This is a genomic window from Sphingomonas sp. BL-S-05, assembly GCF_055521695.1.
In genome coordinates, this window is record NZ_CM145499.1 from 1256787 (window position 1) to 1282844 (window position 26058).

The 26058-nt window shown below is 65.9% G+C and carries 19 protein-coding genes and 1 tRNA gene; 14 read left to right on the plus strand and 6 right to left on the minus strand.

Annotation, left to right across the window (positions count from 1 at the left end):
* The 4 genes from ACZ1JS_RS05710 (at nt 1) to ACZ1JS_RS05725 (ending at nt 10451) form a co-directional block, all read left to right on the plus strand.
* Nucleotides 1–822 carry a DUF2182 domain-containing protein gene (locus tag ACZ1JS_RS05710; protein WP_465168102.1) on the plus strand — a complete coding sequence of 274 codons (822 nt, stop codon included), beginning with the start codon at nt 1–3 and terminating at the stop codon, nt 820–822.
* A gap of 19 nt (nt 823–841) precedes the next feature.
* On the plus strand, nt 842–5848 hold the full coding sequence (locus tag ACZ1JS_RS05715) for a multicopper oxidase domain-containing protein (protein ID WP_465168103.1): 5007 nt from the start codon (nt 842–844) through the stop codon (nt 5846–5848).
* A 564-nt stretch (nt 5849–6412) separates the two neighbouring features.
* On the plus strand, nt 6413–8077 hold the full coding sequence (locus ACZ1JS_RS05720; RefSeq protein ID WP_465168104.1) for a carboxylesterase/lipase family protein: 1665 nt from the start codon (nt 6413–6415) through the stop codon (nt 8075–8077).
* 25 nt (nt 8078–8102) lie between these two features.
* Nucleotides 8103–10451 carry a glycoside hydrolase family 3 N-terminal domain-containing protein gene (locus ACZ1JS_RS05725; protein ID WP_465168105.1) on the plus strand — a complete coding sequence of 783 codons (2349 nt, stop codon included), beginning with the start codon at nt 8103–8105 and terminating at the stop codon, nt 10449–10451.
* An 18-nt stretch (nt 10452–10469) separates the two neighbouring features.
* Here the strand turns inward: ACZ1JS_RS05725 and ACZ1JS_RS05730 are convergent, their stop codons facing one another.
* Together ACZ1JS_RS05730 and ACZ1JS_RS05735 are read right to left on the minus strand one after the other, a co-directional pair.
* Nucleotides 10470–11123, minus strand: coding sequence for a hypothetical protein (locus ACZ1JS_RS05730; RefSeq protein WP_465168106.1), 654 nt, complete (start codon nt 11121–11123; stop codon nt 10470–10472).
* Nucleotides 11096–11185, minus strand: a tRNA-Ser gene (locus ACZ1JS_RS05735). The genes ACZ1JS_RS05730 and ACZ1JS_RS05735 overlap by 28 nt, the downstream gene beginning before the upstream one ends.
* Before the next feature lie 113 nt (nt 11186–11298).
* Between ACZ1JS_RS05735 and ACZ1JS_RS05740 the strand changes: the two genes are divergently transcribed.
* The 10 genes from ACZ1JS_RS05740 to mazG all read left to right on the plus strand — a co-directional run bounded on the left by ACZ1JS_RS05740 (nt 11299) and on the right by mazG (nt 20402).
* The gene (locus ACZ1JS_RS05740; RefSeq protein ID WP_465168107.1) at nt 11299–12321 is read left to right on the plus strand and encodes a lytic murein transglycosylase; all 1023 of its coding nucleotides are present in this window, start codon (nt 11299–11301) and stop codon (nt 12319–12321) included.
* Nucleotides 12318–13094, plus strand: coding sequence for an SPOR domain-containing protein (locus ACZ1JS_RS05745; RefSeq protein WP_465168108.1), 777 nt, complete (start codon nt 12318–12320; stop codon nt 13092–13094). The genes ACZ1JS_RS05740 and ACZ1JS_RS05745 overlap by 4 nt, the downstream gene beginning before the upstream one ends.
* 17 nt (nt 13095–13111) lie before the next feature.
* Nucleotides 13112–14278, plus strand: coding sequence for a D-alanyl-D-alanine carboxypeptidase family protein (locus ACZ1JS_RS05750; RefSeq protein WP_465168109.1), 1167 nt, complete (start codon nt 13112–13114; stop codon nt 14276–14278).
* Nucleotides 14275–14901, plus strand: coding sequence for a dTMP kinase (tmk, locus tag ACZ1JS_RS05755; RefSeq protein WP_465168110.1), 627 nt, complete (start codon nt 14275–14277; stop codon nt 14899–14901). The genes ACZ1JS_RS05750 and tmk overlap by 4 nt, the downstream gene beginning before the upstream one ends.
* Nucleotides 14898–15884 carry a DNA polymerase III subunit delta' gene (locus tag ACZ1JS_RS05760; RefSeq protein ID WP_465168111.1) on the plus strand — a complete coding sequence of 329 codons (987 nt, stop codon included), beginning with the start codon at nt 14898–14900 and terminating at the stop codon, nt 15882–15884. Before tmk ends, ACZ1JS_RS05760 begins: the two co-directional genes overlap by 4 nt.
* A gap of 11 nt (nt 15885–15895) precedes the next feature.
* Nucleotides 15896–17443: a methionine--tRNA ligase gene (metG, locus tag ACZ1JS_RS05765; RefSeq protein ID WP_465168112.1), complete on the plus strand. Its 1548-nt coding sequence runs from the start codon at nt 15896–15898 to the stop codon at nt 17441–17443.
* Complete coding sequence (locus ACZ1JS_RS05770; RefSeq protein WP_465168113.1) at nt 17440–18219, plus strand: TatD family hydrolase; 780 nt, start codon at nt 17440–17442, stop codon at nt 18217–18219. Before metG ends, ACZ1JS_RS05770 begins: the two co-directional genes overlap by 4 nt.
* A complete protein-coding gene (locus tag ACZ1JS_RS05775) occupies nt 18216–18980 on the plus strand; it encodes an MBL fold metallo-hydrolase (protein ID WP_465168114.1) in 765 nt (254 codons plus the stop codon). Before ACZ1JS_RS05770 ends, ACZ1JS_RS05775 begins: the two co-directional genes overlap by 4 nt.
* The gene (locus ACZ1JS_RS05780) at nt 18977–19582 is read left to right on the plus strand and encodes a retropepsin-like aspartic protease family protein (RefSeq protein WP_465168115.1); all 606 of its coding nucleotides are present in this window, start codon (nt 18977–18979) and stop codon (nt 19580–19582) included. Before ACZ1JS_RS05775 ends, ACZ1JS_RS05780 begins: the two co-directional genes overlap by 4 nt.
* Nucleotides 19583–19655: 73 nt before the next feature.
* Nucleotides 19656–20402 (plus strand): nucleoside triphosphate pyrophosphohydrolase, encoded by a 747-nt coding sequence (gene mazG / locus ACZ1JS_RS05785; protein WP_465168636.1) that lies wholly within the window; start codon nt 19656–19658, stop codon nt 20400–20402.
* Between the two features lie 53 nt (nt 20403–20455).
* On the opposite strand, the gene hflX is transcribed toward mazG, so the two are convergent.
* The 4 genes from hflX to ACZ1JS_RS05805 form a co-directional block, all read right to left on the minus strand.
* The gene (gene hflX, locus ACZ1JS_RS05790; RefSeq protein WP_465168116.1) at nt 20456–21742 is read right to left on the minus strand and encodes a GTPase HflX; all 1287 of its coding nucleotides are present in this window, start codon (nt 21740–21742) and stop codon (nt 20456–20458) included.
* On the minus strand, nt 21739–22260 hold the full coding sequence (hfq, locus tag ACZ1JS_RS05795) for an RNA chaperone Hfq (protein WP_345876323.1): 522 nt from the start codon (nt 22258–22260) through the stop codon (nt 21739–21741). The genes hflX and hfq overlap by 4 nt, the downstream gene beginning before the upstream one ends.
* Nucleotides 22261–22362: 102 nt before the next feature.
* Nucleotides 22363–23745, minus strand: a complete 1383-nt coding sequence (gene ntrX / locus ACZ1JS_RS05800) for a nitrogen assimilation response regulator NtrX (protein WP_465168117.1) — start codon at nt 23743–23745, stop codon at nt 22363–22365.
* Nucleotides 23742–25997 (minus strand): sensor histidine kinase NtrY-like, encoded by a 2256-nt coding sequence (locus ACZ1JS_RS05805; RefSeq protein ID WP_465168118.1) that lies wholly within the window; start codon nt 25995–25997, stop codon nt 23742–23744. Before ACZ1JS_RS05805 ends, ntrX begins: the two co-directional genes overlap by 4 nt.
* Nucleotides 25998–26058 lie beyond the last annotated feature (61 nt).

Sequence of the window (26058 nt, forward strand, 5' to 3'; positions counted from 1 at the left end):
ATGCTCGACACCGTCCGCGACCCGATTGGCTCGATCCGCCTCGCGTTGTCGGTATTGGGCGCGGCCGTGCTCGGCTGGATCGGGGTCATCGCGCTGCATGCCGCACTCATGACCGCGCCAATCTCACCGACGCTGGCCGCGCTGCCGGTCGAACTGCGCGGGCTGGTGCGTTTCTGCGGCCACGCCCCCGATCTCGCCGGAACCGGTTTCGCCAACTGGATGCTCGGCTGGGCGCTGATGGTGATCGCGATGATGCTGCCGCCGGCGCTGCCGCTGCTGCGCGCAGGGTTGCGGTTACTCGCAGGGCATGGCGACGGGCGCCGGGCGCTGCTGCTGATGCTCGGCGCCTTCGTCGCGATCTGGATCGCCGCGGGTGTCATGCTGTTCGCCGGGGGTACGCTGCTGCGCGCCGGGTTGCGGTTGCTCCCGATCGGGATGCAGCGCGCCGACCTTGCCAGCGGGCTGGCAGCGATCGCGGCGGGTCTGTTCCAATTCTCGTCGCTCAAGATGGCGTGCATGGACGCATGTCGCAGCCCGACCGCGCTCATGATGCTGCGCTGGCGGGATGCGCGCCCGCTCCGCTCTTCGCTTGATGTCGGTGCCCGCTACGGCGTCATCTGCGTCGGATGTTGCTGGGCGACGATGCTGCTGACGGTGCTGGTCGGGGCGTTGATGCTGCCGATCATGGTGGCGGCGGCGCTGTTCATGACGCTCGAGCGGTTGCTGCCATCGACCCGGCGGCTGATCCCGATTCAGGCCGGCTTCGCCATCGCGATCGGCATGCTGCTGCTGACGGGGGCCATTCCACCCGCCTTTTTCTGATGCTTTGAGGAGACCGATCATGGCGCGCACCTTCCGCATCGCCGCAATCTCCGTTCCGGTGGTCTATACGCCGGAGGGTGACCATGATCCCAACGGCATGGTCTTCATGCCGCAGGCGCTGGTGCCGCTGCTCAAATGGTGCCGCGACCTGTGGTATGACGGCAAGCCGGGCGCGGAAGAGGGGCCGGAAACACTGCCGCGCCTGCATCACCGCCGCCAGCGGGCACGACTGGTCATCGATTTGCTCGAACGCCTGAACCATATGGTCGAGCGGCTGCGAGTCGGCACGCCCGAGGATCAGGCGCTGCTTGCCCGGACCATCGCGCGCGAATTGTCGGGGGAGGGGGACGGCTGCCACCATTATCTGAGCGATCCGCACCACGAACCCGACGACCAGCGCCGCTATCATGCCACCGACCGCGATCGTGCCGTCCGGATGAATTTCGAACGGACGCTGGCGGAACTGACGATCGCGCTGACCGACCTGCAACGTACCGGCGGGCTGCCGCAATGGGATACGACCGACGAACGCTACGATCCGGTCGAGCGGCGCGGCGTGCAAAGCGCGCTCGCCGATGCGGAGGAGCGGGCCGTCCCCCGGCCGGTGCGCCTCGCCAGCCTGACCGCTCGACAACGCGACGACCTGCGCAACCACTGGTTGGTGCAGGAAAAGATCATCGACGATGCGATCGATGCCTGGTTCGTCCGGCATGACACCTCCGCCGGCAGCCAGGCGTTGCAGGACGCTGCCGCGAAGGGCCGGGTCGACCCGGTCTGGATCCCCCGGTTGATCTTCAATGACTATCTTCCCTCCGGACCGGGCGGGTCGGGATCGTCGGCGGGCGCTGCTACATCGCCGCCAAACAAACCTTTTGACCGGTTCAACCCGTTAAAACCATTGCCAATGTTGCGCCCGTTGGTGCTGCGCGGTTGCGTCGGCGACCCTGTCATCATCGAACTTCACAACGAGCTGAGCTACCGTACCATCGACCTGTTCATACAGGGTCATGCCACCAGTCCCGCAATCGCCGGCCCGGGTCAGTCAGTTTCGATCGGGCTGAAGCTCGGTGCCGAAGGCGTGTGGCCGATCAACGACATAGCCGATGTCCGCGGCAACGAAAACGGCACCAACGTCCATGGCCTGTTCGGCGCGCTGATCGCCGAGCCGGCTGGAACTCGATGGCTCGATCCGCAAACCGGCGAACCCATTACCGATAGCCCTTGGGCCGCATTTCTCGACGTTATCATCGATCCAGAAACGCGCACTGCCAATATCGGCGACCATCCCTATATCGACCTTGAGACCGACCGAAAGAATGTTGGTGAGAAACGGGAAGACGATAGTTGGGAACGGCCGGACGGCGTAAAGCGCTGCTTCCGCGAGTTCTGCGTCTTTATTCACGACGAACCCGAAATCCATTCGGGCCTGCACACGGTCGGCGACCATTCGCTGATGCCGCTGTCCTACCGTGCCGCGCCGATGCACAATCGCCTGCCGCACCGGATGCGCGAACTGGTTCACCAGACGCCCGCCAAGCCGGACGAACTCGGGCCGAAAATCGATCTCAGGGCATTCGGCTGGGAGTTGTCCGAGGAACTGGACGAGGTGTTCCTGACGGCGCGGACGAAGGACGGCAAATGGCTCGAAAAGATCGCGGGTGAAGAGCAGCATCACAGCAGTTGGCTGTTCGGCGACCCGGTCACCCATGTGCAGCGCGCCTATGCCGGCGATCCCTGCCGCGTCCGGCTGATCCATGCCGGCGTCAAGGAGACGCACGTCTATCACCTCCACGTGCATGAATGGCGCGCGGTCGCCAACGACACCGCACCTCCGTCGGTGCCTGTCGCCGACGCCTATGCGCCGGGCACCGGCGCGCCAACCGGCAAGGGTTCGCAACTGCTCGATTCGATCACGATCAGCCCGCAGACGGCAATGACGATCGACCCCCTGTTCGGCTCGGGCAGCCGCCAGCATGCGATCGGCGATATCGTCTGGCACTGCCACCTCTACCCGCATTTCCATCACGGCATGTGGGGCCTGTGGCGCAGCTACGACCGGTTGGTCGACGGCAGGCGTGCCTATCCCGACGGCAGCTATTGCCCGCCGCTAGTCCCCTTGCCGGACCGCGAGGCCCCGCCTGTTTCCACCGACGAACAACCCGGCTTTCCCTGGTTCGTCGGCGGCACCTACCCGGCCAAGTCGCCGCCGCCGCCGGCTGCGATACCCGAACACCGCAACGGTCGCCGGGACTTGCTGGAGATGCCCGACGCCACCGATCTGGAGCGGGCTGCGATGGCTCCGAACTGTCGCGACGGCAGTTCGCCCGGCGCGCTGTTCGTCGATCTGGACGGCCTTGCCGAAAAGTGGAACGCGAAGCTCAATGGGGGAATACAGCGAAAGATTACGTACGATATCGAGGTCCGCCACGACCGTACCGCCTACAATGTCGACGGATGGTATGACCCGCGCGGCCACCATTATCGGCTGATACAGGCGACGATCGAGGAAAAGGTCGTCGGGGGCAAGTATAAGGTCGAGCGAACGGAAACCTTCCGACACGATCCTAAAGCCAATCCCGAACCCATATTCCCCCGCGCCAATCACGGCGATATCGTCGAATGGCGACAGCACAACGTCCTGCCCGCCTTCAACGCGGATCAATATGATTTCGCGCAATTGCCGGTCGAATGCGGCTTGCACGTCCACCTCGTGAAGTTCGACGTGCTGGCGGCGGACGGTTCCTCGACCGGCTGGAACTATCTGTCGGGTGCCAGCGCGCCGCAGGCGGTTGGCGCCAATGGTCCGGGCAAGATGCGCAACGTCAGCCTGCATCGCTGGGTGGTGGACGAGGAATTCGGTCCCTGTTTCTTCCACGATCATCTGCTCGCCAATTTCCGGCAGCGGCGGGGGCTGTTCTCGGCGCTGATGGTACAGCCGCACGGGTCGAAATGGTGGCGTCACGGCGACCGCAAAGAGACGGCTTGGAGCGAGGCGCAGGCGGTCATCGAGCCGCCCAAAAAGAGCAACCTGCCGCCCTATCGCGAGGCGTGCTTGGCCGTCGCCGACTATGTCCCGTTGCTCAATCGCCATGGCAAGGCGCTGAACCCGCCGCCGATCCTGTCGGGGATGAGCGACCCGGGGGTCATGGGAGTCAATTATCGCTGCGCGCCGCTACGTTTTCGCGGCAACGACCCGTCGGCGTGGTTCAGTTCCGCCGTACGCGACAAGCAGAATTTCGCCGGCGCCGAGGGCGATCCCGATACGCCGATCATCCTTACCTATCCCGGCGAACGGCTGCGCATCCGGCTGTTGCAGGGATCGCACGAGGAACAGCACAGCTTCACCGCCCACGGCCTGCGCTGGCGGCGCGACTGGGGCAATGGGAAGGCGCCGCTGGTCAACCAGCAGACGCTCGGCATCTCGGAGGCGTTCACGCTCGACATCAACCCGGCCGACGCGTCGGCCTATGGCACGGGGGATCATCTCTGGCACTTCGGCACGCTCGACGACATCTGGCTCGGCAATTGGGGCCTCGTCCGCGTCCTGCCGCCGACGCCGGACAATAAGGACACCTTCCCGCTGCTGCCCGCACCCGATGGCCGCGCGTCGACGGCGCCGCTAGCCCCCGACCGCGACACGGAGCGCGTTTATGTCGTGGCGGCCCAGCGCCACGAGCATCGCTATGTCGGCGATGTCCTGACCGATCCATGGGGACTGATCTACCGCGCGATCCCGTGCAGCCGCGCCGAGGTGGAGCAGGCGATCGACGAGGAACTGACGATCGAGCAGGACAGGGGGAGCAAGGCGGCTGTCGCTTCCGGTGACAGCGCCGCTCCCGCTCCAAAGGGTTTCGAGGCGTTGCTGGCGAAGCAGCCGACGACGACGGAGCCGCTGGTCCTGCGCGCGCTGGCCGGCGAATGGGTCCGCGTCATCCTGGTCAACGACATTCTCGAAGCGGACGACGACGATCGCAATCGCAGGCGCCGGGGCCAGCAACCCTTCGGCACCGAAGCATCGCCCGCGCGGGTGCCAGTCGAGCATCGCGACCGCTTCGGCCATCCCGACCGGCGGACGGTCAGCCCGCGGGCCTCGCTGCACGCCGCGCTCGTCCGGTACGACGTGACGGCGAACGATGGCAGCTATGTCGGACGCAATCCCGATAGCACCGTCGCAGCGCGGCGGCAGCGCGACGATGCGCACGGCATGCACGGCGGCAATCTCCAGCCGCCCGACGCCGACACCCTCGCGACCGGCGGCGTCGTGACCCGTGCCGATCACACCGGGCGACGCAATTGGCGCGAATATTGGTGGTGGGCCGACGCCAAGCTCGCGCCGCAGGCAGCTACCGAACACGACCTCGGGCAGGTCTGCTATCTCCACGACATGGCCGACATTCGCCACCACCGCCATCACGGACTGATCGGCGCCCTTGTCGTGCTGCCCCCAGATCTACATCCCTATGCACCGGGCTCGCAAAGTTCGGAGCCGGACGGCTGGACCAGCTTCGCGGCGGACTTGCGCACGAAGGACGGCACGCTTTTCGCACGCGAAACTTTTTGGTTCATGCAGGACGGATTGCGCTTCTTCGTCAACGGCAGCCACCATGCGCCGATGCCCGACGTCGAACCGGGGCTGGACCCCGTCGATTGCGGACAGAAAGCGATCAATTACCAGGCGTATCCGGTCCATTCGGGCAAGATCGCACAATCGGGCCCGTTGGTGCCGCACCCGATCCTCACGGGCGATGCGGGCGACCGTGTGGTGCTGCGCGTCCTCGGCGCGAACGACAAGCCGCGCCAGCATGGTATCGTCGTCCACGGCGCCATGCTCCGACCGGCACCGTGGGTGCTAAACAGTCCGCAGGTCGGCGCGCTGTCCGGCATCGCTCCCTGCCGTGCGGAGAATCTCATCTTTACTCTTGGACCCGCCGGCGACCACCCCGTCCGGCCCGGCAGTTTCCTGTGGGCGACCCAGCAGGGCATGTGGGCGCGTATCCGCTCGCGAGAATCCAAGTCGAAAGACTAAGCGTCATCCGCCACCCTCGCTGAGTTTATCCCTCTCCCTCCGGGAGGGGGACGGAGCGACGCAGCCGCGAAAGGGGGAGCGCAACCTCAACCGGTCGAGTTCGACCACAAACATTATGGGCGGTCCCAAGAGTTTGATCGCCGCCAGAAATACATCCTTCTCATCATATGCTATGCCTGATAGCTGCTGAACCGGACGGACCGGGCGCGAAGGCGGCCGGCCCGATCGACACGAGCCGACGACCGGTCGGCCAGCATTGCAGGGGAGGTTGCCGTGCCAGGTCATCGGACTCGTTCCGCGCGTGCCAGCCCTGTGCCCCGTGCGCTGGCGTCGCCCGTTCTCGCAACATCGCCTGAAACGACGAGCCAGCCTTGACCTCGTCCGATATCGGTCCCGTCCGAATCGGCGAGGCGCACTTCGCCGCGGCTGGTTTCAGCGCACCCGGTTCACCGCCGTCTCTACCGCTCGCCTCCTGGTCGCGAACGGGCTTGCCGTCGACAGTCCCGATCGTGCCGCGGCTTCACGCTGCTTCCCGTACCCCCATAGCTTGAGGAATTCGCCCCGATGCACCGCGCCACCATCGCCCTTTTGATCGCCTCCGCGCTGACCGCCACTCCCGCCAGCGCCCAGCCCGGCCGCCCGACGATCCGCACCGATAACGGCGCCGTCCGTGGACAGATCGCCGATGGCATCGAAAGCTGGAAGGGTATCCCCTTTGCCTCCCCGCCGGTCGGCCCGCTGCGCTGGCGCGCGCCGCAACCGGCGGCGAAATGGACCGGCGTGCGCGACGCCACGCAGTACAGTTCCGACTGCATGCAAAAACCCTTCCCCAGCGACGCCGCCCCGCTCGGCACGACGCCGGCCGAGGACTGCCTCTACGCCAATGTGTGGCGGCCGGCGGGCGCCAAGGGCAAGCTGCCGGTGCTGGTCTGGATCTATGGCGGCGGCTTCGTGAACGGCGGCGCCTCGCCGCCGACCTATGCCGGGGCGAATATGGCCAAGAAGGGCGTGGTGTTCGTCAGCTTCAACTACCGTGTCGGCCGCTTCGGCACCTTCGCGCTGCCGCAACTGACCGCGGCGAACGCCGATGGCGGGCGGCTGGGCAATTACGGGATCATGGACCAGGTCGCGGCGCTGCAATGGGTCAAGCGCAACATCGCGGCGTTCGGCGGCGATCCGGCGAACGTGACCATTTCGGGCGAGAGTGCCGGTGGCATCTCGGTCCATGCGCTGGTCACCTCTCCCGAGGCGAAGGGGTTGTTCAACAAGGCGGTGGTGATGTCGGGCGGCGATGCCAAGGCGTTCACCGGCAACACGCTGGCGGATGTCGAGAAAATCGGCGGCAACTTCGCCCGGACCAAGGGCATCGATCCCGCCGCGCCCGACGCGCTGCAACGGTTGCGCGCGCTGTCGGCGGAGGATGTGCTCGACGGGCTGAACATGGCGCAGATGTCCGGGCGTAACGGCGCACCGCCGACCAATTCGGGGCCGTTCGTCGACGGCAAGGTCGTGGTCGATGTCCGCAAGGCATATGAACAGGACCGCTTCGCCCGGATGCCGATGATGATCGGGGCGACCAGCGCCGATATCGGCGGCAAGAGCGGTTTCATGATCGCCGGCGGGCGCGAGGCATCGGCGATGATCGCCGACAAGGGCGTGCCGGTCTGGGGCTATCGCTTCTCCTATGTCGCGGACTCGATCGGGCAGGGCGGGGCGCAGCACGCGACCGACATCCCTTATTTCTTCGACAACACCGCCATCAAATATGGCGCGCAGACGACCGCGAAGGACGAGGGTGTCGGCGAGGCGATGAGCAGCTATCTCGCCAATTTCGTCAAGCGCGGCGATCCGAACGGCGGCGCGCTGCCCAACTGGCCGCGCTATACCCGCGCCAACGACACGCTCGCCGACTTCGCCGCTGACGGAAAGGTCGTGGTCGCGCGCGATCCATGGGGCGCGGATATCGACCGGCTGTCGCAGGCATTGGCGGCGGCCAAGGCGTCGGGGCGCTATACCACGCTGACGACGCCGATCGGCGAACTGCTCGACAATCCCGCGACGCGTGCGGTGCTCGAACGGCATGTCCCAGCCTTCCTCAAGAACCCGCAGCTCGACATGGCGCGTGGCACGACGCTGTACGGCTTGCAGACCTATCTGCCGGACCAGTTCACCGACCCGTTGCTCGCGACGATCGACCGCGACCTCGCTACCGTTCCGGTCAAGAAGTAAGATGGTGAACGGGGGGAGGATCACGATGCGCAGGATGATGGTGGCCGCTGGGGCATTGGCACTGGCGGCGGGGGTAGGCGCGGCCAGCGCTCCGCTTGCCGCGCGACAGGCGGGGACGGCGGCGCAACCGTGGATGAACGCGCGGTTGCGTGCCGAACAGCGCGCCGACCTGCTGCTGCGCGCGATGACGCTGGAGGAAAAGGCCGGGCAGGTCTCGCAGCAATTCATGTTCGGCGCGTTCGAACAGTTCGCGCCGATCGTGAAGAGCGGCAAGGTCGGGTTGCTGCTGTTCGTCACCGATCCCGCCGTCATCAACCGGCTGCAACGCGTGGCCGTCGAGGAGACCCGGCTGAAGGTGCCGTTGATCTTCGGATACGACGTCATCCACGGGTTTCGCACGATCTTCCCGGTGCCGATCGCCAATGCCGCGTCATGGGACCCGGCGGGTGTCGAGCGGGCGCAGGCTGTTGCCGCTGCCGAGGCACGCGCGGTCGGCATCCACTGGGCGTTCGCGCCGATGGTCGATATTGCCCGCGACCCCCGCTGGGGCCGGATCGTCGAGGGGGCGGGCGAGGACCCGTTCCTCGGATCGGCGATGGCGCGCGCGCAGGTAAAGGGGTTTCAGGGGGCGGCGATCGGTGCGCCCGGCCATCTCGTCTCCGGCCCCAAGCACTTTGCCGGCTATGCCGCGGCGGAGGGCGGACGCGATTACGACAGCGTCTATCTGTCGGAATCGCAGCTCTATAACGTCATCCTGCCGCCCTTTGCGGCGGCGGTGCAGGCGGGGGCGGGCAACGTCATGAGCGCCTATATGGACCTGAACGACGTGCCCGCCGTCGGCAATAAATGGCTGCTGACCGACGTGCTGCGCGACCAGATGGGTTTCGACGGCTGGGTCGTGTCCGACGCCAACGGCACCAAGAATCAGGCGATCCAGCATTTCGCCCGCGACGAGGCCGATGCGGCGGTGCGCAGCATCGATGCCGGCAACGACATGGAAATGTCGTTCGGCCCCGCCGCCTCCGCCGAAACGCTGGCGGCGTCGGTGCGTGCGGGACGGCTGAAGGAAGCGGTACTCGACCGCGCGGTCCGCCGTATCCTGATCGGAAAATTCCGCATGGGGCTGTTCGAGCGCCCCTATGTCGACGAGGCGCAGGCGAAGGTGACGCTCGCCGACCCCGCTCATCGCCGCGAAGCGCAGACGGCGGCCGAACGGTCGTTCGTGCTGCTGAAGAACGAGGGCGACGCCCTGCCGCTGGTGGCGGGCGCGCATAAGCGGGTCGCGGTGATCGGCGCGATGGCCAATTCGAAGCGCGACATGCTCGGCCCCTGGGCATTTCAGTATGACTTGCCCGAAACGGTAACGGTATTCGAGGGCGTTCGCGACCGGCTGGGGTCAACCGCGACCGTCGAGACCGCGCCGGGCGTCCAGCTCAAGCGCAACGTGCCGTCGATGTTCGAGGCGATCACGATTTCGGGCGCGGCCAAGCCCGAACCGCGCTGGGACGCGGCGCGCGCCGCCAGCGAGTTCGACCGCGCGGTGGCACTGGCCAAGCGCTCCGACCTGATCGTCCTGACGCTGGGCGAGGCGGAGGATATGAGCGGGGAGGGGGCGTCGCGCTCCGACCTGAAGCTGCCGGGCGACCAGTTGCGCCTGTTCGAGGCAATGCTGGCGACCGGCAAGCCGGTGCGGGTGGTGACGATCAGCGGCCGTCCGCTCGAACTGGGCACGGTGCTGGAGCGCGCGCCGGCAATCCTCCACGCTTGGTATGGCGGTACGCGCGGCGGCACCGCGATCGCGCGCACGCTGTTCGGCGACGTCAATCCCGGCGGCAAGCTGCCGGTGACCTGGCCGCGCAGCGTCGGGCAGGTGCCGATCTATTATGCGCACAACACGACCCATGCGCCCAAGGATCAGGGCAAGCGCTATTGGGACATTCCGTCGACGCCGCAATTCCCGTTCGGCTACGGCCTCAGCTACACGACGTTCGAGATCGGCGCGCCGATGCTCGACAGCGCGACCATGGCCCCCGGCGGGCGGGTCGTCGTATCGGTGCCGGTGACCAATCGCGGCAGCCGCCCCGGCGACGAAGTGGTGCAGCTCTATATCCACCAACAGGCGGGCCGGGCATCGCGCCCCGTGCGCGAGTTGAAAGGGTTCGAACGCGTGTCGCTGCGCCCCGGCGAGCAGCGGACGGTCCGCTTCGAGCTGAACGAACGCAGCCTGCAATATTGGAGTAAAGCTGCGAAAGGCTGGGTGATCGATCCCGGCACGTTCGACTTTTGGGTCGGGTCGAGTTCGGAAGGCGGCAACCACGCCACCTTCAGCATCGGCGGCGCACCACGCCCGGGCAAGGGCTTCCGGCCCGACTGACCCGACCCGACCCGTGGATCATTCGGCCGGCGACGTCTGCAGCCGGCCGGACCCGTCCTGCAACAACCAGAAACGGGTATAGCGCTGCAGCCGCGGCAGGATGATCCATTGCAGCGTCGCCGTCAGGATCAGCGACGACGGCACAAGCTGGAACGGCAGCGGCACGTCGGTCAGCACCATCCGCACGACGGTACTGACCAGCAGCAGCACGGGGAACACCGCCAGCCACGTCGTCACGAACCGCTTCCATTTGCTCGCACTGGCATCGCTCGGCACTTCGAAGACCACCCGGTTGCCGCTGTCGATCTGGCGCAGCGCGGTCGAGAAACCATCGGCGACCGCAGCATGCGCCATCACCGCATCGCTGTGCTGCCACGCTTCGGCAGCGGCGACGTCGTCGAAGCGGAACAGCAAATGCTGAAATCCGGCGGTCTGTCCCAGCCGGATCGCCGCGCGATAGCCCGGCGCGGCGCTCGCCAGATCGTTCAGCCGCTCGACCCAGCGTTCGAAATCCTGCTCATGCCCGGCACGGATCGCACGGCTGGTGATGACGGTTGCGGTTGCATCGGGATCGAATGGCATGGCGGCCAGAACGTGCGATCCCGCCGTCGCGTTGCGCCCGACCGCCGTACCGAAGGCGGCATTGGCGGAAGAGGTGGGATTCGAACCCACGGAGAGCTTACACCCTCGCCGGTTTTCAAGACCGGTTCCTTAAACCACTCGGACACTCTTCCTCGGCCGACTGCGCCTAATGCGGGTCGGCGTCGTTGTGCAAGCCTTTGTCGCAGGAGGGGGTTCATCCGCCCGCACTGCTGTGCCAAAAGATCGGCGTAGCGGAGGGCTGTGTATGCGTATTGCGAAAGCGGGGTTGGCGGCGGTCCTTGCCCTGATGGCGGGAGGGTCGGCGGTCGCGCAGGATGCGGCCGGGTTCGACGCCTATATGCGCGAGGTCGCGCTGCGCGCGCGCGCGCAGGGCGTGCGGCAGGAGACGATCGATTCCGTCCTGCCGACGCTCACCTATAATCCCCGCGTCGTCGAGCTCGACCGGCAACAGCCCGGTGCGTCGACGACGACCACCGTCTCGCGCTTCGCCCCGTACCGTATCCGCCATGTCGATGCCGCGCGGATCAATCGCGGCCGCGCCGCCTATCAGGCACAGCGCACGCGGCTGGCGGCGATCGAGCAACAGACAGGCGTGCCGGAATCGGTGATGGTCGCCATCTGGGGGCACGAAACCAATTACGGCAGCTATACCGGCGATTTCGACCTGCCGCGCAGCCTCGCCACGCTCGCCTATGAAGGGCGCCGCCGCAGCCTGTTCGAACCCGAATTCATCGCCACGCTGAAGATGATCGATCGCGGCGTGCCGCGCGAACGACTGAAGGGAAGCTGGGCCGGCGCGTTCGGCTATCCGCAATTCCTGCCGTCGATCTATCTCCGCCTCGCGCGGGATGGCGATGGCGATGGCGTCGCCAATATCTGGTCGAACCCGGCCGATACGTTGGCGTCGATCGCCAATTACTTCGTCGATGCCGGCTGGCGGCCCGGCCAGCCCTGGGGCTTCGCGGTGCAGGTGCCCGCCGGGTTCGACCGGTCGATCCTGACCCCGCGCACCCTGTCGCCGCGCTGCCCCCGCGTGTTCGAACGACACAGCCAGTGGCGCACGCTCGCCGAGTGGCAGGCGCTGGGCGTGGTGCCGAGCGACGGGCGGCGGCTCGACCCGACGATCCAGGCGACGCTGATCGAACCCGATGGTCCCGGTGCGACCGCCTATCTGCTGACGGGCAATTACCGCGTGATCCTCGACTATAACTGCTCGAATTATTACGCGCTGTCGGTCGGGCTGCTGGCGGACGCGGTCGCGCAATGAGCCTCGCGGCGCTGCTGCTGATGCTCGCCGGACAGGCCGTGCCGCCCGACGCACCGCCGGTAATCCATGCGCAATTGCTCGACGAGGTCGGGGTGGCCGGCACCTTCGCAGCCCCGGCCATGACCGTGCGGCACCGCAGCCTGGCGGACGGCAGCTATGCCGAAGTGACCAGGCTGGACGACGGCCGGACCATCGTGCTGCAGGTCGAACAGGATCCGTCGCTGCCAGCCGGCAACGTAGCCCTGCTGTCGAACGCCGCGGCAAAGGCGCTGGGCGTCTTCGATCAGTCAGCGCCGACGATCCGCATTCGCCCCGCCGTGCCATCGCCTGCCGAACAAGCGGCGATCCGCGCCGGCACCGAAGTATCGCGCCTCGCCGCGCCCCCGTCGTTGCTGGCGGCGCTACGGCGACGACTGCCGACGACGCAAACGCCCGCCATGCAGCCCGGTGCGCCACCGCGCCCGGTTCCGCCTCGATCCACGCCGGAGCCGACCCCGGTCAGCACGCCCCCCAAACCGACGGCGCGCCCGACGTCCCCCGTCGCCGCCACGAAACCTGCCGCCACCGGCCATTGGTTCGTCCAGGTCGCCGCCCTGTCCGACGCCAACCGTGCCGCAACCCTCGCAAAAACCGTCGATGGCGTTGTACGTTCGGCGGGCAGGCTGTACCGGGTGCAGGCAGGCCCATTCACTACCCGAGCCGCCGCCGAAACCGCCCGTGCCGCCATCGCACGTCGCGGCTTCGCCGACGCCCGGATCATCGCCCAGGACTGAACGGAACCACGTGCCCCATGCGTAAGATCGCCCTTTCGAGCATCGCCGCCATCGCCATCGCCACGCCCGGTATCGCCGCCGCGCCGCCGTTCGACACGCCGGCCCCGGTCGCGTTCATGACCGACCTGTCGTCGGGCGCGACGCTCTATGCCAAGGACGCCGATCGCCGGATGCCGCCGGCATCGATGGCGAAGATGATGACCGCCTATGTCGCATTCGACCTGATCAAGAAGGGCGATCTGAAGCTCAACGACATGGCGACCGTGTCGCCCGAGACGTGGAAGAAGTGGCACGGTCCGCAGGCCGGATCGACGATGTTCCTGTCGGTGAACGAGAATGTCAGCGTCGAAAACCTGCTGTACGGCATCATCGTGCTGTCGGGGAACGATGCCTGCGTGGTGCTCGCCGAAAAGATCGCCGGGTCGGAAGAAGCCTTCACCAACCTGATGAACCAGCGGGCCAAGGAACTGGGCCTGACCAACAGCCATTTCGGCACGTCGAACGGCTGGCCCGACGAAGGGCGCACCTATGTGACCGCACGCGACCTGGCCAAGCTCGCCAGCGCGACGATTCAGAACCACCCGCAACTCTACAAGAAATTCTATTCGAAGACCGATTTCACCTGGGGCAAGACGCTGGGTGAGGGTGCCGCGATCACGCAGGCGAACCGTGACCCGCTGCTCGGCCGGGTGCGCGGCGCCGATGGCCTGAAGACCGGCCATACCGAGGAAGCCGGCTATGGCTTCACCGGCTCGGCCGAACAGGATGGCCGCCGTCTGGTGATGGTGCTGGCCGGCCTGACCAGCTCGAACCAGCGTATCGCCGAATCGGTCAAGTTCATGAACTGGGGCTTCGGCGCATGGCGCGCTCGCCCGATCGTCGCGGCGGGCAAGAAGGTCGAGACGGCCGAGGTGCAGCTGGGAGATTCCTCGACCGTCGGCCTCGTCGCGCCGAAGGCGCTGACCGTGACCATGCCCGCCGGCACCAACAGCCCGATCACTGCGAAGGTCGTCTATACCGGCCCGATCAAGGCGCCGATCGCCAAGGGCCAGCATATCGCCGATCTGGTGATCTCGTCGCCCGATACCGGTGAACAGCGTATGCCGCTGGTCGCCGAAAAGGACGTGGCCGAAGCGGGCTTCTTCGGTCGCGTCTGGGCAAGCCTGACCTCGCTGTTCGCTTGAGCGCGGGGCGGTTCCTGACGCTGGAGGGCGGGGAAGGGGTCGGCAAATCGACCCAGGCCCGCGCGCTGGTTGCCGCGCTGGAGGCGCGCGGCATCCACGCCGTGCTGACCCGCGAACCCGGCGGCAGCGAAGGGGCAGAGGCGATCCGCGATCTGCTGATGCAGGGAGAGGTGCGCCGCTGGAGCGCGCATAGCGAGGCATTGCTGTTCGCCGCTGCCCGCGCCGATCATGTCGAAAAGCACATCAACCCGCTGGTCGCGGCGGGAAGCTGGGTGATCTGTGATCGCTTCATCGACAGCACACGCGCCTATCAGGGTGCGCAGGGGATCGACGATGCCGCGATCCTCGCGCTCCACGCCTTCGGGTCGCGCGGGCTGCTGCCCGATCGCACGCTGCTGCTGACGCTGCCCGATGGGGAAGGGGACGCGCGTGCCCGCGCCCGCGATGGCGAGGCGGCCGACCGGTTCGCGGCGCGCGGCGACGAATTCCATCGCTCGGTCGCGGCGACTTTCGACCGGATCGCGGAGACCGAAAGCGACCGAGTGCGCCGTGTCGATGCGTCGGGCGAGGTGTCGGCGGTCACGGCGCGCCTGATCGAAGCGATCGCCGACCTGCTGCCATGACTCCGATCGGCAATGATGCCGCGCGGCAGGCGTTCATCGCCGCTGCCGAAGGGGAATCGCTGCACCATGCCTGGCTACTGAGCGGCCCCGAAGGGGTGGGGAAGGGCAGCTTCGCCCGCGACATGGCGCTGCGCCTGCTTGCCACCGCACTCGATGGACGCAGTCGGATGCATGGGCAGATCGGCGATGACCACCGCGTCGCGACGTTGATTGCCGCTGGCGCGCATCCCGACTATCGCGAACTGGTCCGTTTGCCCAAGGACCCGGACAAGCCCGATCAGGATATCGCCCGTAGCATCAAGATCGATCAGGTCCGCACGCTGCAACCGCTGTTCGCGACCAAGCCTGCGCTGTCGTCGCGGCGGGTGATCGTGATCGACGCGATCGACGACCTCGAACGCCCCGGCGCCAACGCGCTGCTCAAGAACCTCGAAGAACCGCCGGTCGGCACGATCTTCCTGCTGGTCAGCCATTCGCCCGGGCGGCTGCTGCCGACGATTCGCTCGCGCTGCCGCCAATTGCGCTTCGAACCGCTGACCGACGATCAGGTCGCGGCGGTCGTCGCCACGCAACTGCCCGAAACTGAACCGGCCGAGATCGCGGCGCTGGTCGCGGCCGCCGATGGCTCGCCCGGCCGTGCGCTCGCCTATGCCGGACTTTCGGTGGCGGCGCTCGACCGCGACCTGTCGGAGATTGCCGAAACCGGCGACCCCGACAACCGCATCCGCTCGCGTCTTGCCAAGTCGCTGGCCGGCAAGACCGCGCAGCCGCGCTACGCAGTCTTCCTCGACCGCGCGCCCGCATTCATTGCCGCTACCGCCTGCACCCGGACAGGACCGGCGCTGCGCGACGCGCTCGACACGTACGACAAGGCGCGCGCGCTGGCGTCGATGGCACCGGCGCTATCGCTGGTGGCGGAAACGACGGTGTTCGAAATGGCGGGCCTCGTTGCCCGACTGGCGCAGGGCCAACGTTTCGCCTAGAGCCTCGGACCATGTCCGATCCCTTCTACATCACCACCGCGATCCATTATCCGAACGGCCGGCCGCATATCGGCCACGCCTATGAAATGATCGCCGCCGACGCCATCGCCCGCTTTCAACGGCAGGCCGGGCGCGACGTGTTCTTTCAGACCGGCACCGACGAACACGGGCTGAAGATGGTCAAGACCGCGCGCGACCGCGGTGTCGAGGTGCGCGCGCTGGCCGATGAGATGTCGGGTTATTTCCACGACATGGCCGGTGAATTGAACATCTCGTACGACCGGTTCATTCGCACCGTCGAACCGCAGCATTATGCCGCGTCGCAGGCGATCTGGATCGCGATGCGCGATGCCGGCGACCTTTATCTCGACCGCTATGAAGGCTGGTATTCGGTCCGCGACGAAGCCTTTTACGAGGAAAAGGAACTGACCGATGGCGAGGGCGGGGTGCGCCTGTCGCCGCAGGGTACGCCGGTCGAATGGACGGCCGAGGAGACGTGGTTCTTCCGCCTCTCCAAATATCAGCAGCCGTTGCTCGATTTCTACGCCGCCAACCCCGATTTCATCCAGCCCGAAAGCCGCCGCAACGAAGTACTGCGCTTCGTCGAGGGCGGTCTGACCAACTTGTCGGTATCGCGCACCAGCTTCGATTGGGGGGTGCCGGTGCCCGACAGCCCCGGCCACGTCATGTATGTCTGGGTCGATGCGCTGACCAACTATCTGACCGGTGCCGGCTACCCCGATACGCCCAATCATTACTGGCCGGCGGCGCTGCATCTGATCGGCAAGGATATCGTCCGCTTCCACGCGGTCTATTGGCCCGCCTTCCTGATGTCGGCGAAGTTGGCACTGCCCAAAACGGTGTTCGGTCACGGCTTCCTGCTCAACCGCGGCGAGAAAATGTCCAAGTCGACCGGTAACGTGGTCGATCCGATGGCGCTTGCCCGCCTCTACGGCGTCGACCAGTTGCGCTATTTCCTGCTGCGCGATGTCAGCTTCGGTCAGGATGGCACCTTTTCCGACGAAGCGATCGTTACCCGGGCCAATAGCGACCTCGCCAACAGCTTCGGCAACCTCGCCCAGCGAACCCTCTCATTTATAGCGAAAAATCTGGAAGGCGCGCTTCCCGAACCCGGCCGCGGCGACCCCGCCGACGCCGAACTCCTGTCCCAGATCGCCGAGGCAACCAGTGCCTTCCGTGGCAACTTCGCCAACTTCCAGCTAAGTCAGGCACTTGAGGCTTGGATGCGCGGCGTCTTCGCCTGCAACCAATATATCGACGTGCAAGCGCCCTGGTCGCTGCGCAAGACCGACCCGGAGCGCATGCACGCGGTCCTTGGAACGCTGGTCCGCGCGATCCGCGACCTCGCGATCACGATCGTGCCGGTCGTTCCGACGTCCGCCAACGCCTTGCTTGAGCTACTGAATCAGGCAGGGCGGGGGCATGATGCGCTGGGCGATCATCGCTGGTACGAAGACGCACGCGCGGCGGGCTTCCGCATCGAACCGCCTACCCCCATCTTTCCCCGACTGACGATCGCGGAGACCGAACCGGCATGAAACTGGCCGACAGCCACTGCCACCTGAATTACAAGGGCGTAGCCGAAGTGCAGGGCGACGTTCTGGCCCGCGCTCGCGACACCGGCGTGGTGGCCATGCTCAACATCTCGACGCGCGAAAGCGAATGGGATGCCGTCGTGGCCACCGCCGAGCGCGAGCCCGATGTCTGGGCGACGGTCGGCATCCACCCGCACGAAGCCGACCAGCACCCCGATGTGGACACCGCGCGGCTCGTCGCCCGAGCGGCCCATCCGCGCGTCGTCGGGATCGGCGAAAGCGGACTGGATTATTATTACGACCACAGCGACCGCAACGCGCAACAGGCCAGCTTTCGATCGCATCTCGCTGCCTGTCGCCAAACCGGCCTGCCGATCGTGGTACACACCCGCGATGCCGAAGAGGACACCGCAGCGATCCTGCGTGATGAACTGGGGAAGGGGGTCTTTCCGGGCGTCCTGCACTGCTTCACCGGGTCGGCTCAACTCGCGAGAATCGCGCTCGATCTTGGCTTCTACATCTCGATATCGGGTATCGTGACATTTAAAAACGCGCAGGCGTTGCAGGCGGTCGCGAAGGACCTGCCCAAGGAACGGCTCCTGATCGAAACCGACGCGCCGTTTCTGGCGCCCGTGCCGCATCGGGGCAGGCAGGGGGAGCCGGCTTTCGTCGCCGACACCTGCCGCTTCCTGGCGCAGTTGCGAGGCGACGAACCGGAAGCACTGGCCGACGCGACCCGTGATAATTTCCACACGCTGTTCGCGAAAACGCGGGCGTGAAGATTCGCATTCTCGGCTCGGGCACGTCGTCCGGCGTGCCGCGGATCGGCAATGATTGGGGCGCCTGCGACCCGAACGAACCGCGCAACCGCCGTACGCGGGTGTCGGCGCTGGTCGAGCATGATGGAACGCGCATCCTGATCGACACCGGTCCGGACATGCGCGAGCAACTGTTGGCGGCGAACGTCGCGACGGTCGATGCGGTGCTGTGGACGCACGATCACGCAGATCACTGCCACGGCATCGACGATTTGCGGCAGCTTTTCCATAATCAGCGCGCGCCGGTCCGGGGCTTTGCCCGTGCCGATACCCTGAACAGCCTGAAGGCCCGGTTCGACTATGTTTTCGCCGGGCGGCAGGGGTATCGTGCGACCGTGACCGCCGACGTGCTGCCCGATCGAACGATGATCGGTCCGATCGCGGTGACCTGCACCGATCAACCGCATGGGTCGATCGTTTCAGCCGGGCTACGGTTCGACGCCGATGGCGCTGCGATCGGCTATGCGACCGATTTCAGCGCAGTTACGCCCGCGATGGCCGAACTCTACCACGGGGTCGATATTCTGGTGGTCGACGCCCTTCGGATCGCACCGCATCCGACGCATCCGTCGCTCGATGAGGCATTGGCCTTCGCACGACAGTGCGAGGCAAAGCGGACGGTCCTGATCCATATGGATCATTCGATGGATTACATGACGCTGTCGGGAAGCCTGCCGCTTGGGGTCGAACCGGGCTATGACGGCCTCGAGCTGACGCTGTGAGCGACGACCGCGGCATCTATGTCCTGCTCGGGCTGTTGGCCTTGACCCTGCCGCTGTCGTCTTTGCTCGTCCGGCGGCCGCCCGCACGCGCCGTGCTACGTGCCGTCATCGGCTGGGCGTGCATCGCTGCGGTCCTGTATCTTGCCTTCAGCAACCGGTCGCGTTTGTCGGAACTCGCGACCGGCCTCGGCAATCAACTCGGCCTGACCGAACAGATGGTCGAGGGCGATACCGTCCGGATCCGGCAGGCGCCTGACGGGCATTTCTACGCAACTGCGCGCCTGAACGGCGTCGAGCGGCGCATGCTGATCGACAGTGGCGCGACGACGACCGCAATTTCCGAAGCGACCGCGCAAGCTATCGGTGTCAAACCGCGCCGTGTGCCGCCGGTAATCATTACGACCGCGAACGGCATGGTCGAAGCGGCACGCGGACGTATCGAAACCGTTCGGATCGGCTCGCTGGAAACGCGCGATCTGCCGGTGGTCATCGCACCAGCATTCGGCAACCTCGACGTCATCGGGATGAACTTCCTGTCGCGGCTAGGGAGTTGGCGTGTTGAACGCGGCACCCTCATCCTCGAAGCCGACAGTTTTACATAATGTTTATTATCGGCTTTGCCGCTGCTTGGTTTTGGAGGTAGGTTTGGAACCGCTCGACGCCGCCCCTCTGCAGATGCCGTTCGACACGGTCGGGCGCATCGTCGCGATCATGGCGCGCCTGCGCGATCCCGAACGCGGCTGCGAATGGGATTGTGCGCAGACCTTCGCGACCATCGCGCCCTATACGATCGAGGAAGCCTATGAAGTCGCTGACGCGATCGAACGTGGCGATATCGAGGACCTGAAGGATGAATTGGGCGATCTGCTGCTTCAGGTCGTCTTCCACAGCCGCATCGCCGAGGAAGCCGGCCAGTTCGCCTTGCGCGATGTCGTCGACGCGATCAGCGACAAGATGGAGCGACGCCATCCGCATATCTTCGGTGACAGCGAAAGCGGCGGACATTACCTCTGGGAACAGGTCAAGGCCGCCGAGCGCCTCCGAAAACCGGGACAGGATGGTGCGCTGGCCGGGGTTGCCCTCGGCCTGCCCGCCCTTGCTCGCGCCGAAAAGCTCCAAAAGCGTGCCGCCCGTGTCGGGTTCGACTGGCCGGATGCGAGCGGTCCGCGCGCAAAGATCGACGAAGAATTGACCGAAGTCGAACAGGCAGCAACGACCGAAGCGCAGTTCGAGGAAATCGGCGACCTGCTGTTCTCGGTCGTCAACTGGGCGCGGCATATGGGCGTCGATCCCGAAGCGGCACTGCGCGCCGCCAATGGTAAGTTCGAACGCCGCTTCAAGATGATGGAAGCCGAGGACTCTGGTTTCGCCGACCGTACCCTTGCCGAAAAGGAAGCGGCGTGGAAGCGCGCCAAGGCCTGACCTACCGAGTAAGACGGTATCGCTAACCCCCGGTTAACGATACCGATCGACGATCAGCGCGTCAGAAACCGGTCGTAATCGGCCGGTGCCATGCGGACATCGTACAAAGCGCGATCCTCGTCGATCCAATGATCGGTAACCTCGCCATGCGCATGCAGCCAAGCGGCGCTGGCGCCGTCCTCGGGAGCCAGCGCGATGCGATAGCGGCGATGTCCCTGCGTCAACCGATCGCCGATGGTGCGAACGAGCCGATCGACCCCTTCCCCGGTCAGCGCCGAGAGTGCGACAACGTCGCCACGGTGCGCCGCTTCGCCCAGCATCTCGGTACGGTCTTCGTCGCCCAATAGATCGAGTTTGTTCCACGCCTCGATCCGGGGCGTGGTTTCGTCGACGCCGATCTCGGTCAGCACGGCTTCGACGTCGGTTGCCTGCGCTTCGGTATCGGGATGTGCAACGTCGCGGACATGCACGAGCAGATCTGCGGACACGACCTCCTCGAGCGTCGCCTTGAAGGCCGCGACCAGCTGCGTCGGTAGATCCGACACGAAGCCTACCGTGTCCGACAGGATCGCCTTGTCGATGCCGGGCAACGACACTTGGCGCAGCGTCGGATCAAGGGTCGCAAACAAAAGGTTTTCAGCCATGACGTCCGCACCGGTCAGCCGGTTGAACAGCGTCGACTTGCCGGCGTTGGTGTAGCCGACCAGCGCGACGACAGGCCAGGGCGCACGCTGTCGCCGGTCGCGATGGAGCGTCCGGGTGCGCGATACGCCCTCCAGTTCACGCCGCAGCCGCGCCATGCGATCGCGAATCAGGCGACGGTCAGCCTCGATCTGGGTTTCGCCCGGCCCACCGAGGAAGCCGAATCCGCCACGCTGGCGTTCAAGGTGGGTCCAGCTGCGGACCAGTCGACCAGCCTGATAATCGAGATGCGCCAGTTCGACCTGCAACCGCCCCTCGGCCGTCCGGGCGCGTTCGCCGAAGATTTCGAGGATCAGGCCGGTCCGGTCGATGACCTTGCAACCCAGCGCCGTCTCCAGATTGCGCTGCTGCACCGGCGTCAATGCCGCGTCGAACACCGCCAGCTGGATATCCTCGTCGCGGACGATCGCGGCCAATTGATCGACCTGACCACTGCCGAGCAGCGTCGCCGGCTTAGGCGCACGGACGCGGAACGGCACGCGGTGGCGAACCTCCACGCCGATAGCCAGTGCCAGCCCGGCTGTCTCTTCCAGCCGGGCGTCGGCATCGCGCGCCGACCCGCCCATGTCGGGCAGGACGACGATCGCCGTTGCGCCGCGCGCGAACTCCTGCGCGTCGCGATCGAAACCGGTGCTCAAGCCTCGTCCGCTCCCGACGCCTGTTCTTCCGCCAGATTCAGCGGATTGGCAGGCTGAATGGTCGAAACGGCATGCTTGTAGACAAGCTGCGACATGCCCTCACGCTGGAGCAGCATGCAGAACAGGTCGAACGCCGCGATCTGCCCCTGCAGCATGACGCCGTTCACCAGGAACATGGTGACGTTCTCCTGCGCCTTGCGAACCGCGTTCAGGAAGATTTCCTGCAACGGCGCATTCTTGGACGTGTTTTCCGATGCAGCCTGAATCACCGACGATAGGTCGGCGGGACCGGCGGGCATGATGGTGGAAATGGCGTGTTTGTAAATGAGTTGCGATTGTCCGTCGCGGCGCAGCAACACCGAGAAGTTGTCGAACCACGTTACGATGCCCTGGAGCTTGACGCCCTTGACCAGAAACATGGTGACCGGCGTCTTCGACCGGCGGAGCGAGTTGAGAAACAGGTCCTGAAGCGACCCGTGCCTGTCGGCCATGGTTTGCCCTTGTTCTTGGCGGGGAATTTCCCGCGTGAGTGTCTTTGACCGGCACCCGGTTGCCGTGCCCCTGCGGCACGGACCTACAATTTAGGTCGCATCGGGCGCGCCCGCAATGGTCCGTTCCGGCTATTCGTCGCCGCGCGTCTCGGTGATCCCCAGCAGCTTCAGTTTGCGGTGCAGCGCGGAGCGCTCCATCCCGATAAAGGTCGCGGTACGCGAAATATTGCCGGAGAAACGCCGGATCTGTACCCGCAGATATTCGCGTTCGAACGATTCGCGTGCCTCGCGCAGCGGCGACCCCATGATCGCGCTGGCAGTGGCGCCGCCACCCCCCTCGCCCGCCGAACCCAGCACCTCCGGTGGCAACAGGTCGATATCGATGCGGGCGATACGATTGCCGGGCGCCAGAATGACGGTGCGTTCGACGACGTTGCGCAACTGGCGGACATTGCCCGGCCATTCATAGCTTTGCAGCGCGATCATCGCATCGGCGGCCACCTCGGGCGTCGGTACCCGGCGTTCATTGGCATAGTGCGCGACGAAATGCTCGACGAGGGGCGGAATATCCTCGCGCCGTTCGGCCAAAGACGGGATCTGCACCGGAACGACGTTCAGCCGGTAATACAGGTCCTCGCGGAAATTGCCGTCGAGGATTTCCTGTTGCAGGTCACGCGCGGTTGCTGAAACAACACGGACGTCGACCTTGACCACCCTGGTACCGCCGACACGGGTAAAGCTCTGATCGGTCAGCACGCGCAGGATGCGAGCTTGGGTTGCGATCGGCATGTCGGCGATCTCGTCGAGGAACAGCGTGCCGCCATGCGCCTGTTCGAGCAGACCGGGGCGGACCAGATTGCCGCTCTCCTCCACGCCGAACAGCTCTTCATCGACCCGCTCGGGCGTCATGCGTGCCGCGCTGACGATCACGAACGGTGCCTGTGCGCGCTGGCTCCAGCCATGCAGCAGGCGAGCGGCGACTTCCTTGCCGACCCCTGCCCCGCCGGTGATGAGCACGCGGCTGCCGGTACCGGCGACACGCTTCAGCGTCGCCCGGACGCTATTGATCGCTGTCGAACTGCCGGTCAGGTCGTCCTCGCGCCCCGCCGACACCCGCAACGAAGCGACCTCACGACGAAGCCGCTCGGTTTCGGTCGCACGCTGAACCATGAACAGCAGTCGTTCCGCCTCGAAGGGCTTCTCGATGAAGTCGACGGCACCCCGGCGTATTGCCGCGACGGCGGTGTAGATATTGCCGTGGCCGGAGATGACCAGCACCGGTAGCGACGGATCGCGCGCCTTCAGTTCGTCGAGCAGATCGAGGCCGTCGAGGCGCGACCCCTGCAACCATACGTCGAGCAGCACCAGCGATGGGCGACGTTGCGCCACCGCTTCCAACGCGGCATCGCTGTCGGCGGCGCCACGGGTTTCATACCCTTCGTCCTCAAGAACGCCGGCGACCAGTTCACGGATGTCGGTTTCGTCGTCGACGACAAGAATGTCGAGCTTCATGCGGATGTTCCGGTCCGGGTAAGCATGGGATGGCGCGTCTCAACCTCCTGTAGTGCGTCGTCGTCCGAGGTTCCCGAGCCGGCAAGTGCGGCAAGGATCGCCGGATCGAACAGGATCGATACGATCGTCCCTCCTCCGGGACGGTCGGCGAACGATATGGTTCCGAAATGTTCCTCGACGATCTTGCGAACGATGGCGAGGCCGAGGCCTGTCCCACCCTTGCGTGTCGTCATATAGGGTTCGGCGATGCGGTCGCGCTCGACCGGCAGGCCGATGCCGTTGTCGCTGGTGTCTATATGCATCCGCCCCTGCGCGTCATAGCGGACATCGATCTGAATCCGGCCGCGTTCTGCGCCTTCCGGTCGGGCGGCGACGGCTTCGGTCGCGTTCTTGACGATGTTAGTCAACGCCTGGCCCAGCTGGCGACGGTCGCAGACCAGCGGCGCGGGGCCGGCGGTTTCGAGGACGAAATCGATATCGGGATGCGCGACTTCGTGCAGGAACAGGCTTTGCCGGGCCAGCTCGGCGAGCGATTCGTGGCGGAAAACCGGTTTCGGCATCCGGGCGAACGACGAGAATTCATCGACCATCCGGCGCAGGTCGCCCACCTGCCGCACGATCGTTTCGGTCAGGCGGCCGAACGTGCCGTCGTCCTCGGTCAGCTTGCTGCCATAGCGGCGTTGCAGCCGTTCGGCGGCGAGCTGGATCGGGGTCAGCGGGTTCTTGATCTCATGCGCGATGCGGCGCGCGACGTCGGACCATGCCGCGCGGCGCTGGTCCAGCAACTGCTGCGTGATGTCGTCGAAGGTGAGGATGTGCTGACCATCGTCGCGGGTGATGCGCACCGCCAGCGTCTTGGCCTCGCCACCCGCAGCGAGCTGGATGATCGCGTCCTGCGTCTCGCCACCGATCAACGCGTCGAGTTCGGGGGCGACCTCCGCCAGCGGACGCCCGACCAGCGAAGTCGTCCCGGTGCGGAGCAAGGCGGTGGCGGAGCTGTTGGCGAGCCGGATGATGCGGTCGGGTCCGACCGACATGACGCCCGCGCTGACACCCGACATCACCGCCTCTATCAGCGCGCGACGGCTATCGATCTGGGCGTTGGCGGCAACCAGTTCGCCGGTCTGTTCCTGCAACCGTTCGGTCATGCTGTTGAACGCGCTGGCCAGCGTGCCGATTTCGTCCTTCGTCCGGTTATGGGTCGGTTCGGGGACGCGCGCCGATAGATCACCATCGGCGATACGCCGCGCGGCACCCACCAGCGCACCCACCGGCCGGACCAGACGATCGGCGACGGCGAGCGCCACGAACACTGCCAATCCGACGATCAGCAGTGAAACGATGAAGAGCGCTACGTTGAGCCGCAGCTGCACGCTGCGGGATCGCGACAGCAAGGCGTCGTAATCGGACAGGATCTGACGCGTCCGGTTCAGGCGATCCTGATAGGTCGCCAGATCGATCTCGCGCGCCGAGTACAGATAATAGGGCGTCCCTGTGACCCGCGTGACCGATTGCACCTGTCCGTCGCGGACGCTGACATAGCTCGGCTTGCCGGCACGCAATGCGGCGATCGATCGCGGATCGATGCTCCAGCGCAAGGGACCTTCGAAGATGGAGGTCGAGGCCAGCGATTTGGGACGCCCGTCCGACGGGATCTCGAACAGAACGGAGTCGGCAAGGCTGCGCATGATGATGCTGGACTGATACAGCGCCTGGAACGGAGCGCTGTCGACCGGGTAGCGGTTCACCAGCAACATCCGCTGGATATCCGTGGCGACGGCGACGTTCTGGCTATCCACTGCGCCCAGAAAGTCGTTGTAGGACGACTGGGCGAGCGACTGCGCATTCTCGAAAATCCCGCGCGCGCGCGTCGACGACCAGAATTCAAGGCCGTATTGGAACAGGAACGACGCGATCACCGTCACCAGCAGCATGGGTACGCTGGCAAGGATCGAGAACAGCGCGACCAACCGGACGTGCAGCGTACCGGTGCCACCTATTTCCGAACGGGCCGCGCGTCGCTTGGCGATACGGCGGCCGATCAACACCAGCAGCGCCATCGCCGGGATCAGGTTGGCGACGAGCACGACGGCCATGAGCGACGGCGACGGCAACCGCCCGCGCGCCGCCTGACTGCCGTCGAACAGGAAATAGCTGCCAATGCCGACCGCGATCGCCAGCAGCAGCACCGCGACCTCGATCGCCGGGAACCAGCGCGCCGGGATCGAAGTGGCCCGGGCCGGTTCCGTCAACGCTGCACCCATAGTTGCCGTTTTACAACATTCCGCCGGCAACGCACGTCAAATCGCAACA